The following is a 14,594-nucleotide window of genomic DNA, read 5'->3' on the forward strand; positions in this document are numbered from 1 at the left end:
GCCCCGCAGCCACGCCTCGACGTCCCTGCGGAGCATCGCCCCGTCCTTCCTGGAGTCCACCCCATGCACGGAGAAAGCCCCCGCCCGCACCACAACCTGACCTTCGCCGTCCTGCTGCTCGGCGTCGGCGCGTACTCACTGCTGCAGTCGCTGGTGGTCCCGGTCCTGCCGACCCTGACGCAGCACCTGCACACCACCCAGTCCACCGCGACCTGGCTGATGACCGCCTACCTGCTCTCCGCCTCGGTGGCCACCCCGATCCTGGGCCGGATCGGCGACAAGGCCGGCAAGGAACGGATGCTGCTCGTCACCCTGACGGCGCTGACCGCCGGGTCCGCGATGGCCGGCCTCTCGCACTCCGTCGGCCCGATGATCGTCGCACGGGTCGTCCAGGGCGCGGGCGGTGCCGTCGTGCCACTGGCGTTCGGCATCATCCGCGACGAGTTCCCGGCCGAGAAGGTCCGCGGCGCCGTCGGCATCACGGCGGCGCTGTCCGCCGTCGGCGTCGGACTCGGGCTGATCCTGGCCGGGCCGATCGTCGACCACCTGGACTACCACTGGCTCTTCTGGGCACCGACGATCCTCACGGCACTCGCCGCCGTCGCGACCTACCTGTTCGTCCCCGAGTCGCCGGTGCGCACCCCGGGACGGATCAGCTGGGGCGCCGCGCTGCTGCTCTCGATCTGGCTGATGGCCCTGCTGCTGGCCGCCGGCGAGGGGGCGAGGTGGGGGTGGGGCTCGACCCGGATCCTGGGCCTGTCCGCGGTCGCCGTGGTCTCCGCGGTCTGCTGGGTCGTGGTCGAGCTGCGCTCGGACGCCCCACTGATCGACATGCGGATGATGCGCGTCCCGGCGGTGTGGACCGCCAACCTGGTCGCCCTGCTGTTCGGCGTCGGGATGTACACCACGATGACCTTCCTGCCGCAGCTGGTCCAGACGCCCGCGCACCTCGCCGGCTACGGCTTCAGCGCGAGTGTGACCCGGTCCGGGATCTACATGCTGCCGCTGACCGGCGGCATGTTTTTCCTCGGCGTACTGGCCGGGCCGCTGGCCGCCCGCTTCGGCTCCAAGCGCGTGCTGATCGCCGGCAGCCTGGTCACCGTCGCCCCGTTCGCCCTCCTGGCCGCGGCCCACGACCGCGCATGGCAGATCTACACCGCGTCCGCGCTGCTCGGTGTCGGCCTCGGCCTGGCCTTCTCCGCCATGTCCGCCATCGTCGTCGAAGCCGTCCCCGCGGCCCAGACCGGCGTGGCCAGCGGCATGAACGCCAACATCCGTACCATCGGCGGCGCGATCGGCAGCGCGGTGACGGCCAGCATCCTGTCCTCCGGGGTCACGGCCGCCCACCCGTTCCCCCAGGACGCCGGCTACACCGCCACGTTCTGGTTCCTGACCGCCGCCGCCGTGCTGGCCACCGCCGCGGCCTTCGCCGTCCCGGCGGTCCGGCACCGGCGGAGCGACCACAGCCACCCGGGATCGCCCCGGCCCGGCACGGAACAGCTCACGGCCGGCAGCGCGGGTCGCCCCCGCGTGGCGATGCCGGCTGTCGGCGAGATGTCCTCGGAGAAGCAGCGGTGACCGGACGCCAGGGGCGGCAGACACCGGCCTTCGAGGCGGAGGTGATCCGCACGGAGTGGGTCTCCCGGCACATGGTCCGGGTCGTGATCGGGGGCCAGGGGGTGGCGGCCTTCGACTCCGGGAGGTACGCCGACCCGTTCATCAAGCTGCTGTTCCCGCGGGAGGGAGTCGAGTATCCGCGCCCCTTCGATCTGCGGCGGATCCAGGACGAGCTTCCCCCTGAGCAGTGGCCCGTCCCGCGGATCTACACGGTGCGGTCGTGGGATGCCGAACTGTGCGAGCTGGCCGTGGACTTCGTGGTCCACGGCGACGCGGGGGTGGCGGGGCCCTGGGCGGCCGCGGTCCGGCCGGGCGAGACCGTGTGGTTCGCCGGCCCGGGCGGCAGCTACCGCCCCGACCCCGCCGCGGACTGGCACCTGCTGGCTGGGGACGCCAGCGCCCTGCCCGCCATCGCCTCGGCGCTGGAACGCATGCCGGCCGGTGCGCCGGTCCACGCCCTCGTCGAGGTGGGCGGCCCGGAGGACGAGCAGGAGGTCGTGACCCCCGACGGTATCGGCGTCACGTGGCTCCACCGGGGTGACCGCCAGGTGGGTACGGCGCTGGTCGCGGCCGTGCGCGCGCTGGACTTCCCGGCCGGCGCGGTCTGCGCCTTCGTCCACGGAGAAGCGGGCTTCGTCAGGGACCTGCGGCGCCACCTGCTGCTGGAACGCGGAGTCCCGCGGGAGCGGGTCTCGATCTCCGGCTACTGGCGGCTCGGCCACGACGACGAGTCCTGGCGCGCGGTGAAACGCGACTGGATCGCCCGGATGGCGGCCGGGGAGTGAGGAGGGGCTGCAAGTGGCGTTCGGGCAGGCGCACTTGACAGTGTCTCTCCCCCGCGGATCCGGCCGGGCTGCCCGGCGTACCGGGGTCCGGCGGGCCAGGGACGGGCCACCGCGCCGGCACCGGGCCGCCCGCCCCGGGATCCCGTACCTGGGGGCGGGCGGCCCCGGTTCCCGCTGCGGGTCAGCCTGCGGCGAGGAGCTCGAGGGTGTCGATCACCCGGTTGGAGAAGCCCCACTCGTTGTCGTACCAGGCGACCACCTTGACGTGGCGGCCGTCGACCCGGGTGAGCTCCGAGTCGAAGATCGAGGAGGCCGGGTTGCCGGTGATGTCGGAGGACACCAGCGGGTCGTCCGAGTACTCCAGCACCCCGGCGAGCGGGCCCTCGGCGGCGGCGCGGTAGGCGGCCAGCACCTCCTCGCGGGTCACCTCGCGGGCGACGGTGGTGTTGAGCTCGACGATCGAGCCGACCGGCACCGGCACCCGGATCGAGTCGCCGGACAGCTTGCCGTCGAGCCCCGGCAGGACCAGGCCGATCGCCTTGGCCGCGCCCGTGGTGGTCGGGACGATGTTGACGGCGGCGGCGCGGGCACGGCGGGCGTCGCGGTGCGGTCCGTCCTGGAGGTTCTGCTCCTGCGTGTAGGCGTGCACGGTGGTCATGAAGCCGTGCTCGATCCCGGCGAGGTCGTCCAGCACCGCGGCCAGGGGCGCCAGCGCGTTGGTGGTGCAGGACGCGTTGGAGACGATGGTGTGCAGCGCCGGGTCGTACGCGTCGGTGTTCACTCCGTACGCGAGCGTGACGTCGGCGCCGTCCGAGGGCGCGCTGACCAGGACCCGCTTGGCGCCCGCGTCGAGGTGGGCGCGCGCGTCCTTGGCCGAGGTGAAGCGGCCGGTCGCCTCCAGCACGATGTCGACGCCCAGCTCGGCCCAGGGCAGCTGCGCGGGCTCCCGCTCGGCGAGCACGGTGATCCGGCGGCCGTCGACGACCAGCACGTCACCGTCGACCGTGACCGGGCGGCCGAGCCGGCCCGAGGTCGTGTCGTACGCGAGCAGCCTCGCGAGGGTGGCGGGCGCGGTCAGGTCGTTGACGGCGACGACCTCGAGGTCGCTGTCGCGCTCCAGCAGCGCGCGCAGCACGTTGCGTCCGATGCGGCCGAATCCGTTGATGGCGATGCGAGTCATGGGTGGCGTCCTTTCGGGTTCGCCACCAGGGTCGCCCGCGGCGACGGCCGGTGACAGCGGTGTGATCGCCATGGTCCGAAAGGATCTCGCCACGCGCCGGCCGGCACCCGTACGGCAGCCACCCGGGCGCAGGTGCGCCGCCACTCGGGCCCGCCGGAGGTGCGCCGCCACTCGGGCCCGGCGCGGGTGCGCCGCTACTCGCCGCGGGCGAAGGTGCGCCGGTACTCGCTCGGGGTGGTGTCGAGGATGCGCTGGAAGTGCAGCCGCAGGTTGGTGCCGGTGCCGAGACCGACGTCGGCGGCGATCTGCTCGACGCTGCGCTCCGAGCGCTCCAGCAGTTCGCGGGCGAGGTCGATCCGGGCGCGCATCACCCACTGCATCGGCGTGTACCCGGTGTCCTCGACGAAGCGCCGCGAGAACGTGCGCGGCGACACCGCCGCGTGCCGTGCCAGTGCCTCCAGGGTGAGCGGCTCGGCGAGCCGGTGCAGCGCCCACTCCCGGGTGGCGGCGAACCGCTCGCCCAGCGGTTCGGGCACGCTGCGCGGCACGTACTGGGCCTGTCCGCCGCTGCGGTAGGGGGCGGCGACCAGGCGCCGGGCCGCGTGGTTCGAGGCGGCCACGCCGAGGTCGCCGCGCAGGATGTGCAGGCACAGGTCGATGCCGGAGGCGGCCCCGGCGGAGGTGAGCACGCTGCCCTCGTCGACGAACAGCACGTTCTCGTCGACCCGGACCAGCGGGCGCTTCGCCGCGAGGGCCCGCGCGTAGTGCCAGTGGGTGGTGGCGCGGCGGCCGTCGAGCAGGCCGGTGGCGGCGAGCGCGAAGGCGCCCGTCGAGATGGCGGCGAGCCGGGCGCCGCGCCGGTGGGCGGCGATCAGCGCGTCGAGGACGGCCTGCGGCGGGTCCTCGCGGTCCGGGAACCGGTAGCCGGGTACGAAGACGAGGTCGGCCCACTCCAGTGCCTCCAGGCCGTGGGCGACGTGGTACGACAGGCCGTCGCCGCCGGCCACCGGCCCGGGGGCCGCGCCGCACACCCGCACCTCGTACGGCATGCTCGCGCGGGTCGTGAACACCTGCGCGGGAATGCCGATGTCCAGCGGTTTCGCGCCCTCGAGCACGAGGACGGCGACGCGTCGGAGGGGTGAGGCTGCCACGGGGACGAGGGTACGCGGCCCGGCGCGCGGACCGGGCGCGGCGGCGGCCCGGCCGCCGGACGGGCAGGGGCGGCGAGGGCCGGACCGCGGGGCAGGGCCTGACAGGGGCGGAGAGGGCAGGATTCGAACCTGCGTGGGCGCCCGAAGGCACCCGATCCGGGCCCGAAGGCCCTGGTCCCCGATCAACCACTCCGGGCACCTCTCCCAGCTGCGCCCGGCCCCGGCTTCACTCCCCGGCGCCGTTCACGTGCACCACTCTGCCCGCGACCGCTGACCCCGCCCTGACCCGCGCCTGACGGGACGGCACGCCGGACGTCCGGCGCCGCCGTCCGTGTCGCGTCCGGCGGACGGACGGTCAGCCTCCCGGGCCCGGCCCGGCGGACGGCGTAGAAACGGATGGCCGTCGCTCCGCCGGCACCGCGCCCGCCCGCCGATCCGCAGGGTGACGGCCCCGGGCCGCCGCCGGGCGGACCGCTTCCCCGCACGCCCACAGGAGGTCACCGTGAAAGCCCTCGTCGCCGCCGGGTACCAGCCGCTCGACCGGATCGCCGTCACCGAGCGGCCGAAACCGGCCGCCGGGCCGGGCGAGGTGGTGGTGCGCGTCGAGGCCGCCGCGCTCAATCCCCTCGACCTCGCGCTGATCACGGGTGCGCTGAAGGAGGTCTATCCCGTGCAGCACCCCCTGGTCGTCGGCATGGACGCGGCCGGGGTCGTCGACGAGGTGGGACCGGGCGTCACCGGGTACGCGCCGGGTGACCGCGTCCTCGCGTTCACCGGGCAGGCCGGGTCGGTGGCCGAGTACACGGTGGCGGCGCCCGGGCCCCGGCTCGCCCACCGGCCCGCGGGTCTGGACGCCGAACGGGCGGCGGCCCTGCCCGAGTCGGGGATGACGGCGGTCTGCCTGCTCCGGGCGGCGGGCCTGGCCCCGGGGCAGACGGTGCTGGTGATCGGGGCCACCGGCGGGATCGGCCTGTACGCCGTCCAGCTCGCGGCGGCGCTCGGCGCCCGGGTGATCGCCACGGCGGGCGGTCAGGACGCCGACTACGTCCGGGGGCTCGGTGCGGCCCACACCGTCGACTACCGGACGGCCGACGTGGTGGCGACCGCCCTGGAGCTGGTGCCCGGCGGGGTCGACCTGGTGGTCGACCTGGTCAACAACGGCGAGGGGCTGGTCGGCAGCGCCCGGGCCGCACGCCCGGGCGGCCGGCTGGTCTCGCCGCTCTTCGGGCCGCAGACCCTGGACCGCGACGTCACCCCCATCTACATCGGATCCTTCGTCCCCGAGCCCGGCGATCTCGACGACCTCGCGGCGCGCGCCGCGGACGGCCGGCTCCGGGTGGAGATCGGTGCGCGGTACCCGTTCGCCGACGCCGCCCGGGCCGTCGCCGACTTCGCCGGGACCCACATCCGCGGCAAGGTCGTCATCACGATCCCGTGAGGCGCCCGGCCCGGCCGGCGGGCGGATCCGCGGGCCGGGCGCAGCGCGGTGGGCGGTCGACGACTCACCGCTGCCGCCCGCCGTCCGGGTCGACCGCCATGGCGAGCCCGATCGCGATGCAGATCACCAGCAGTACCAGGCCGAGCCCGATGGAGGTCCGTCCTCCGCTGGTCAGGCTGTCCAACTGCTCCTGGTAGGTGGTGTCCTGAGGGACGGGCATCCCTTCGGTGACCGGTCCCGTCACCTTGGCGACACAGACGTCGCCCGGGACCATCGGCCGGCCGTAGCAGGTGGGCACGTCCGTCTGCAGTCTGTCGAATCCGGAGAGGATCAGGCCCGCACCCGCGGCGAGCAGCACCAGAAGGATCACCACCGCCATGGCCGTTCCGGACCCCGTCCCCCGCGCGGCCGCCGACTCCGGCGCGCCCCCGTGCGCTTCGGTTGCGTATGTACCCGGGCCCGCCCGGGCGAACCTTGCCCGCAGCGTGCCGTCGACCACACCTCCGCCCGGGCCCGATGCCGTCCGCCGGTACGGACCGGCCGCGCACCGGTCGGTTACCCGGCCCCGACGCGGGCACCCGACGGCGTGCGGGCCCGGCTCGCACCACCGGCGGTCGGCAGCGGCTGGTTTCCGCCAATCGTGCCCGGTCCGGCCCATCGGGCGCGCGGAGCGGCGGTCGCCGCCGTTCGGCCGCGGGGACCTGTCCGGGGTTCCGCAGGTGCGGAAGGGGAACGGTTCTGACGCATCGTCAGGCGGTGGCGGCCGGCGCCGGCAGGGGCGGGTGGGACGGCCGGGGACGGGCCGGGCGGCCGAATCCCTACCGTGGCCGGCCCGGGCGGCCACCGGCGTCCTTCATGATCATCACAGGGGCCGGTCCGACCGGGAACGGCCGACCGTGCGGCGCGAGGGAGACCCGGAATGGACACGGAACGACGGCCGGGACCCGGCCGCGGAACGGAACCGGACCCGCCGGACCGGGCCCTCGCCCCGGAGGCGGCCCGGTGGTTCGCCGAACTCGCCGCCTACACACCGGCGATGGCCTTCATCCGCAACGGCGACGGCCGGTACCTGTGGGTCAACGCCGCCTACGCGCACCTCTACGGCCTGGAACCGGCCGCCGTGGTCGGCCGCTCCGTCGAGGAGGTCGACCCGCCGGCCGACGCGGCGGGCTTCCGCGCGCTGGACCGCGAGGTGCTGAGCACCCGCCGCCCGGTGCGCCACCTGCTGGCGTTCCGGCACCCGGACGGCAGGCCGGGCCGGGCGGTCGGCCACCGGTTCGCGCTGGACGGCCGGGACGAACCGTGCGTCGGCGGGGTCTATGTCGACGTCACCGAGCGGGACCGGGCGCTGGACGAGAAGGCCGCCGTCCACGAGGAGTTGCACGCCCTGCGGGAGCGCTCGGGGCTGGCCGTGGTCACCGTCGGCCTCGACGGCCGGGTGGAGCGGGCCAGCGGCGGCGCCGCGGGCCTGCTGGGCGTCGGACGCGCCGACCTCGAGGGCACCCCGGTGACGGCGCACCTCAGGGGCAGCGCCGTCCCGGCCGTACTGCGGCGGCGCTGGACCGAACTGGTCCAGGGCCGGATCTCCCGGGCCGCGGACGTGCTGCGGGTCCGGGTCGCCGGTGGCGCCACCCGGCTGCTGCGCACCGACCTGGCGGTGGTGCGGCACCGCGGGGCGCCGGTGCGGGTCCTGGCCGTCCTGACGCCGCTGGGAACGGAGTTCGCCGAGCCGCCCCGGATCACCCCGCTCCAGCTGCGGGTCCTGCTGCTGCTCGCCGGGGGCCGGCCGAACAGCGGCATAGCGGAGGGGCTGGGCCTGTCCCGGCAGGCCCTGGACTACCACCTGCGCCGGCTCCGCTCGGTGCTGGACGCCCCCTCCCGTCCGGCCATGGTGGCCCGCGCCTACACGCTGGGGATCCTGGATGCCAACGCCTGGCCGCCCCGCCCGGCCGCGGGCCCGCCCCCCGGCCGCTGACCGGCACCGCCGACACCACGAAGCGTCTGACGGCCCTTCACTCCACGGGCCGGTCCCGGCGCACCAGGCGCAGCGCGAGGGCGACCAGGGCCAGGAGCAGGCAGGTGCCGATCGCGGCGTGGACCAGCAGGGCGTCCAGCCGTCCGGCCGACAGGTAGACGCCGACCGCCAGCGCGACCAGCGCGCACACGCCCCGGTCGATGATCGATTCGAGCGAGAGCAGGGTGGTGCGGTACGGCGTCGGCGGGATCGCCGCGTTGATCAGGTTGCGCTGCACGGGGTAGGCCAGTCCGGTGGCCGCCGCGAACACGCACAGCCAGCCGACCGTCGCCACCGCGCCCGCCATGCTGGTCGCCGCCAGCGAGAGGGCCATCACCAGGCTCAGGACGGTGACGGCCACGGTGTCCGAGAGCCGGGAGCGCACCCAGCCGGGCCTGGCCGAGCCGACCGCCTCCGCGACGGTCATCACGGACAGCACCGCGCCGTGGTCGGCGACCGGGACGGCCTTGGCGAGCAGCAGCGGCTGGAAGAGGTTGACCTGGCAGATCCTGGCCAGCGTGAAGATCGCCACGCCCTGGACCATCAGCGGTCCGAGTGCCCGCGAGGTCCGCAGCACGGCGAGCGCCCGGCCGGCCGAGGCCAGCAGTCCGACCCGTTCGGCGGCGGGCCGGCGGCCGTCCCGGCCCGGCGCCAGGGCGGGGAGGGCGGTGGCGCAGGCCAGCGAGCCGAGGGTGCAGGCGGCCGTGAGCAGGTAGGGGGCGGCGTGCTGGAGGTGCATCAGCAGGCCGACCAGCGGCCAGCAGGCGATCTTCGCCCACAGTCCGAGGGAGCGGGCGGTGCCTTCCGCCTGGACGTAGCGGTCGCCGGCGCCCTCGGCATGCAGGTACTCGTACAGGTAGGCGCTGGCCGCGCCGGAGACCAGTGAGCGGGCGGCGGCGATGGCCAGGAAGTGCAGCAGGAATCCCGCCGCCGTGGGCCGGGCGACCGGGACCAGGTTGGCGGCGGTCATCACGGCCGCGCCGAGCTGCAGGCAGCGGCGCTGCCCGATCCGGTCGGCGATCAGGCCGGTGGGGATCTCCAGCAGGCAGAACGCCACGTAGTAGATGCTCTGGATGCCGAAGATCTGGCCGTCCGTCAGGCCGGCCTGGCGCTGGTACTCGTAGAAGACGGGCATCCACCAGAGCAGGTTGAACAGCAGCTGGAAGCCGTTGTTCAGGCGGATCACCCGCCGGACGGGCGCGGGCACGGGACCGGGCGCAGCGCCGGGGCCGGGGGCGGGGTCGGAGGCGGACAGGGGGGCGCGCCGGCGGGCGCGCGTGAGCAGGGACACGGCGTACGGCCTTCGGGGGGTCGGGGCTTCGGGGGTCTCGCGGGTGGCGGCGGTGCCGGCCGGGGTCAGGCGTTGTAGGGCCTGAGCTGGAGCAGGTGCAGCCGGCCGCCGGGGGCCAGCAGCCACTCGATGTCGAGCGGCGCGGCGAAGGTGTAGTCGGTGGCGAAGTGGGACTGCAGCAGGCGGCCGGCCAGGGCGAGGCGGCCGAGCTGTTCCCGGGTCGCGGGGTCGAGGTCGGTCTCGGCCGCGCCGAGCGAGACGGTGCGTCCGCCGCCCTCCACGGTGTTGTACAGGTACTGCATGGGCGGGGTGGTGCCGTCGACCACGGCCGCGGTGGAGCCGAGCACGCAGTTGAGGTAGACGTTGCGGAAGTCGGCGCGGTTGGTGGGGTTGCAGGTGACCATCACCCCGCCGAGCGGGGAGGGTTCGTACCGCTGGACGATGACGCCCATGAAGGTGTCGTCCAGCGCGATGCCCGCCTGGTGGCGCAGCCGGACGCTGCGCGGCGACAGCAGGGAGGCCCAGACGCCGCGGACCGCGTCGAGCAGGCCGGGCAGGTCGGTGACCTTGGTGTGGGACTCGTAGATTCCGGCAGCGGAGAAGCCCGGCAGGTCCTCGGCGTTGGAGGAGGAGCGCACGGCCAGCCGGCCGGCGCCCGCCAGGTGTTCGACCAGCTGGGCGTCGAGGGCGCGGACCAGGTCCTCGGGCACCGGGGTGGCCAGGACCAGGTGCTGCAGCTGGACGCAGACGGCGTCCACCGCGTCCATCGCGCCCAGTTCGAGGGCCATCTTGAGCTTGCCGATGCTCTGCTGCACCGCCCGGGAGGAGTCCAGGAACCGCTGCTGGAAGGCGAACGGCAGCGCGACCCCGTCGGGTGCGCTGACGTGCCGGGCGAGGAAGGCGGCGGCGGCCTCGGCCGGGGAGGTGCCGTCCGGGGCGTCGAGGCGGGCGGCGAGGTGGCCCATCAGGTCGGCGCGCGGGGGCCGGGGTACGGCGTAGTAGCCGGTCAGCCGGGCGGATCCGTGGCGGAGCACGTGGTGGAGCTCTCCGAGGTTGGCGGCCTTGGTGCCGTAGCGGCGGCTGTCGCCCGCGCGCAGTTCGGACAGCGGCACGATCGGGACGTCGTCGACCTGCGGGGCGTCGAGCCGGATCCGCTGGGTGTGCCAGGTGGGTTCGGTGAGGTCGGCCGGCTGCTCGGCCCGCTCGATGGTGGCGCCCTCGGCGGTGACCCGGTAGCGGATCCAGGCGCCGTCGAGGCCGTCGTCGGCGATCCGGGTGAGTACGTCGCGGACGATCGCGTTGGGTATCCCCCAGCCGGCGGCGAGCATGTTGGTGTGCGACAGCGGGGTGGTGGGCCGGGCGTTGATGAGTCCGGCCAGCCGCGGGATGTCGTCCGGGACGACCGGCATCGCGACGATGTCGTGCCAGGTCAGCTCGGAGCGGGCGGCCCGGTACGCGGCCGGGTCGGCGAACACCCGCAGCCGGCCGTGCGCCGAGCCGAGCGAGAGCGGGACGAACGGAGCGGCGGCGTACAGCTCCTCGCCGCGGGTGCGCGGCAGAGCGGACTCGGGGACTTCGGCCAGGGCGTTCTGCTGGCTGTGGTTGGCCGGCTTCAGCCGCAGCGTCAGCGCCGGGTCCAGCCGGTCCCGGACGAAGGTGTAGAACTCCGTGAGCAGGTCGACGCCCATGGTGTCGGCCTCGGTGGTCTCCAGCACCAGGAACGGCTGCGGGTGCTCGTGCTGCCCGGTGTCGACGTGCAGCGAGAGCACGCCGAGCAGGAACCGGCGCTGCGGGTCCTGGTAGACGCTGTGGTTGAACCCGTCCAGGTCCCGGTCGAGTTCGGCCAGCGTCAGGCCGTGGATCTCGGTGGCGATGTAGTTGACGTGGAACGAGTGGACGGCGCTGTCGAGGATGTGCCAGGCGCCCTCGTGCCGGTCGACCACCACCTTCACGTACGGGTGGCCGCCGAGCACGCCGGAGAGCTGCTCGAAGAGCGGGAGGGTCAGCCGGGCGTCGACGACCGCGCCGTGCGGCGCCTTCCGTCCGGCGGCCGGGCGGGGGTCGGTGCCGGCCGGGCGGAGGTCCGTGGACGGCGCGGGGTGGGTGGTGTTGCTGCGGGTGCTCATCGGGCGGCTCCGTCGGTGTGCGGCGCGTTGAGGGCCTGCGGCAGCGCGGCGACGATGCGTTCGCAGTCGGCCAGCAGCGCCTGCGCGGAGTCGGCGGTCACGAACAGCAGCGCGGCCATGGCGTTGGCGCCGCCCGCCTCCTCGTAGGGCGGCATCGCGCTGCCCGGCTTGAGGCTGTGCTCGCGGACCGGCTCGACGGTGGAGCCCGGCCCGAGCAGGGCGGGCCAGTCGACGGCGTCGAAGTCCCAGCAGGGCAGTTCGGTCCACGGGCGGCCGTCGGCGTCGACCGGCAGGATCGCCAGCGAGGCGGCCGCTCCCGTACCGGTGGTGAGCATCGCGGGCGGGTACTCGACGGGTTCGCCGAGCAGTTGGCGTACCAGCATGCCGATCATGTCGAGGCCGAAGACGGTCTCCGCCTGGCGGGTCGTCAGCACGCCGCCGAACCGGGCGGCGGTCTCGATCACCCACATCGACCCGTCGGAGCCGAGCTTGATCTCGGTGTGGGTGGCGCAGGTGTCCAGGCCGAGGGCGTCGACGGCGGCCCGGGAGACCTCCTCGACCCGGCGCTGCAGCGGCTCGGGCAGAGCGGCGGGGGCGAGCCCGGCACGTTCGGTGAACGGCGGGACGGTCGGCATCCGGCCGGTGACGCACAGCGGGTGGTACACGCCGTCGGCGACGATCCCCTCGACGCTGACGTAGTCGCCCCAGCCCCGCTCCGGGAACCAGTCGGGGGCGCTGCCGGTGACGATCTCCTCGAGCAGGAAGTCGCTCACCCCGGCTTCGGCGCGGTGCAGTTCGGCGTAGCCGAGTTCGGCGGAGTCGGCCATCACGGTGCGGCCGAGCTGCCAGGCGCGTTCGGCCTGGTCGCGGTCGTCCACCCGGACGTGGGCCGTGGAACCGGCGCTCCAGGCGGCCTTGAGCAGCAGCGGCGGGGTGAGCCGTTCGAACGCGGCGGCGATGTCGGCGCTGTCGTTGATCTCGGCGAAGCCGGGCACCGGGACGCCGGCGTCCTGCCAGACCCGGCGCATCAGGCGCTTGTCCCGGGCGGCTTCGACGCGTTCCCCGGCTCCGGCCAGACCGAGCCGGCCCGCCGCGTGGGCGACGGCCACCACCGCGTACTCCGACAGGGTCAGGACCGCCTTCGCTTCGACCCGGCGGGCGTGCGCGCAGATCAGGTCGACCAGTTCGGCGCCGTCGAGCGGCTCGTGCTCGGTGACGGAGGCGCAGTGCGGGCGCCAGGTCTCCGCGGAGCGGTGCGGCAGCGGTGCGAGGGCCAGCACGTGCACCTGCGCCCGGGCGGCGATCTTCGGCAGCGCGTACTCGAGCGGCGGGCCGCCCTTGGCATAGACGAACAGGATCGGGTTCAACGTCACTCCAGGGTTCGAGGGTGGGGCCGCCGGATGCCGGGGCAGACCCGACGGCCACGAACGGACCAAGAGCAACCACATCACAACCAAGAGTGATCGAAACACGTCAAGGGGCTCTGCTGTTTGGGCGTACGCCAAAATTCCGCGTCATTGACCGAAACACCACCGTCACCCGACCGACCTGGAGGGCTGCCCTCCCGCCGGAGCGCGACGGCGGGATCAGGGGACGGCCGGGTCGCGGAACGCGGCACCGCCGGGCGGTCCCACGGCGACCCCCTGACGGGAATCGCCGGCCGCGACCGGGGCGCGCCGGGGCGACCGGACGCGCGTACGGCTGCCGCCGCACGCGGGCCCGGACGACCCGGCCACCGCGCGCGGCCTCAGCTCACCGCCTGCTTCACGAGCGCGGTGATCCGCGCCTCCACCTCGGGCGTCACCTCGGTCAGGGCGAAAGCCGCCGCCCACATCGGGCCGTCGTCCAGCTTCGCCTGGTCGCTGAACCCGAGCGTCGCGTAACGGGACTTGAACTTCTCCGCGCTCTGGAAGAAGCAGACCACCTTGCCGTCCAGCGCGTAGGCGGGCATCCCGTACCAGAGCTTCGGGGCGAGGGCCGGGGCGGCGGCCGAGATGACGGCGTGCACGCGCTCGGCCATGATCCGGTCCGGGTCCTGCATCTCCGCGATCTTGGCGACCACGTCCCGCGCCGCCTCCGCCGCCTTCTCGGCCTGCGAACCACGGCGGGCGGCCGCCTTCAGCTCCTTGGCGTGGTCCTTCATCGCGGCCCGCTCCTCGGCCGTGAACCCCTCGTGCGCGCTGCGTCCGGTGCTGCTCATGAAAGATCTCCCCGTTGATGACCTCGATGCGCGGAACCTTGCGAGCGGACCATATCCCGCCCCACCGACAACCACCGTCCCACCCGGCACCGGCAGCCACCGCGTCCCGCGCACACCGTGTCGCACTCCAGGTCCGGACGGAATCCAGTGAGCCGCCCTGCGGTACGCGGCGCACTCCTTCGCCCACCGCAGGTGGCAATTGACACAGCGCCGGACGGCATCCCGACGCCATAGCGCTGCCTGCATCCATGGCGTGCCCGTCGGTCGTCACCGTGGCCGACCGGTGCCGTCAGTCCTTGGTGACATCGTTTCGGCATGGCTGATGCGGATGGGGAGACAGCAGGTGGCGGTGCCGAGCAGGCTGTCATCGCACGATATCGGTTTGCTCAGGACGGCTTCGGCGCGGAGCGTGAGCGGTTGGCAGTACGCGAGACCCAGCACCTGCTGTCCGAGATCATTGAACGGGCCGACGTCGGCGAATTCGACGGGCACGAGTTCGGGGGCGGCGAGGCGGTCCTCTACGCCTACGGGCCGGACGCCGACGCACTCTTCGCCGTCATGGAAGCCACGCTGCGCGCACTCCCGCTCAGGCCGGCACACGTCGTTCTACGTTACGGGTCCGCCACTGACCCGTCGGCGGCCGAGGTACGCATGGCACTGTGACCTGCACGCGATCCGATCGCCGAACCGCCGGAAGTGTGCGCTGACCGGACCACGATGCAATGGTCGAGCGGTGACACCTGGCACACACAGCAGCCGCGTCCCGGATGACCCGCCGGCGGTCCCGGGCCG

12 protein-coding genes and 1 tRNA gene are annotated in these 14,594 nt (G+C 74.4%); 5 read left to right on the top strand and 8 right to left on the bottom strand.

Annotated features, from left to right (window positions below; translation table 11 throughout):
- The first annotated feature begins 63 nt into the window (after positions 1–63).
- Positions 64–1,578: an MFS transporter gene (locus tag AC2TEW_RS16330; RefSeq protein WP_484624063.1), complete on the top strand. Its 1,515-nt coding sequence runs from the start codon at positions 64–66 to the stop codon at positions 1,576–1,578.
- Positions 1,575–2,402, top strand: coding sequence for a siderophore-interacting protein (locus tag AC2TEW_RS16335; RefSeq protein ID WP_484624064.1), 828 nt, complete (start codon positions 1,575–1,577; stop codon positions 2,400–2,402). Before AC2TEW_RS16330 ends, AC2TEW_RS16335 begins: the two co-directional genes overlap by 4 nt.
- Positions 2,403–2,583: 181 nt before the next feature.
- Here AC2TEW_RS16335 and gap read toward each other — a convergent pair whose 3' ends face one another.
- The 3 genes from gap to AC2TEW_RS16350 form a co-directional block, all read right to left on the bottom strand.
- Positions 2,584–3,582: a type I glyceraldehyde-3-phosphate dehydrogenase gene (gene gap, locus AC2TEW_RS16340; RefSeq protein WP_484624065.1), complete on the bottom strand. Its 999-nt coding sequence runs from the start codon at positions 3,580–3,582 to the stop codon at positions 2,584–2,586.
- A 194-nt stretch (positions 3,583–3,776) separates the two neighbouring features.
- Positions 3,777–4,733, bottom strand: coding sequence for a GlxA family transcriptional regulator (locus tag AC2TEW_RS16345; RefSeq protein ID WP_484624066.1), 957 nt, complete (start codon positions 4,731–4,733; stop codon positions 3,777–3,779).
- A 108-nt stretch (positions 4,734–4,841) separates the two neighbouring features.
- A tRNA-OTHER gene (locus tag AC2TEW_RS16350) sits at positions 4,842–4,938 on the bottom strand.
- Positions 4,939–5,235: 297 nt separating this feature from the next.
- On the opposite strand from AC2TEW_RS16350, the gene AC2TEW_RS16355 reads away from it, so the two are divergent.
- Entirely contained in the window at positions 5,236–6,171 is a 936-nt protein-coding gene (locus AC2TEW_RS16355) for an NADP-dependent oxidoreductase (RefSeq protein WP_484624067.1), read from the top strand.
- A gap of 64 nt (positions 6,172–6,235) precedes the next feature.
- Here the strand turns inward: AC2TEW_RS16355 and AC2TEW_RS16360 are convergent, their stop codons facing one another.
- On the bottom strand, positions 6,236–6,550 hold the full coding sequence (locus AC2TEW_RS16360; protein ID WP_484624068.1) for a hypothetical protein: 315 nt from the start codon (positions 6,548–6,550) through the stop codon (positions 6,236–6,238).
- Between the two features lie 540 nt (positions 6,551–7,090).
- On the opposite strand from AC2TEW_RS16360, the gene AC2TEW_RS16365 reads away from it, so the two are divergent.
- Complete coding sequence (locus tag AC2TEW_RS16365; RefSeq protein WP_484624069.1) at positions 7,091–8,146, top strand: PAS domain-containing protein; 1,056 nt, start codon at positions 7,091–7,093, stop codon at positions 8,144–8,146.
- A 37-nt stretch (positions 8,147–8,183) separates the two neighbouring features.
- Here the strand turns inward: AC2TEW_RS16365 and AC2TEW_RS16370 are convergent, their stop codons facing one another.
- The 4 genes from AC2TEW_RS16370 to AC2TEW_RS16385 form a co-directional block, all read right to left on the bottom strand.
- Complete coding sequence (locus AC2TEW_RS16370) at positions 8,184–9,476, bottom strand: MFS transporter (protein ID WP_484624070.1); 1,293 nt, start codon at positions 9,474–9,476, stop codon at positions 8,184–8,186.
- A gap of 65 nt (positions 9,477–9,541) precedes the next feature.
- A complete protein-coding gene (locus tag AC2TEW_RS16375; protein ID WP_484624071.1) occupies positions 9,542–11,602 on the bottom strand; it encodes a PEP/pyruvate-binding domain-containing protein in 2,061 nt (686 codons plus the stop codon).
- Positions 11,599–12,969 carry an ATP-grasp domain-containing protein gene (locus AC2TEW_RS16380; protein ID WP_484624072.1) on the bottom strand — a complete coding sequence of 457 codons (1,371 nt, stop codon included), beginning with the start codon at positions 12,967–12,969 and terminating at the stop codon, positions 11,599–11,601. Before AC2TEW_RS16380 ends, AC2TEW_RS16375 begins: the two co-directional genes overlap by 4 nt.
- A 380-nt stretch (positions 12,970–13,349) precedes the next feature.
- Positions 13,350–13,802, bottom strand: coding sequence for an iron chaperone (locus AC2TEW_RS16385; RefSeq protein WP_484624073.1), 453 nt, complete (start codon positions 13,800–13,802; stop codon positions 13,350–13,352).
- 315 nt (positions 13,803–14,117) lie between these two features.
- Between AC2TEW_RS16385 and AC2TEW_RS16390 the strand changes: the two genes are divergently transcribed.
- Complete coding sequence (locus AC2TEW_RS16390; RefSeq protein WP_484624074.1) at positions 14,118–14,465, top strand: hypothetical protein; 348 nt, start codon at positions 14,118–14,120, stop codon at positions 14,463–14,465.
- The last annotated feature ends 129 nt before the right edge of the window (positions 14,466–14,594 follow it).

This window comes from Kitasatospora sp. NEAU-CNBT7, from assembly GCF_057220535.1.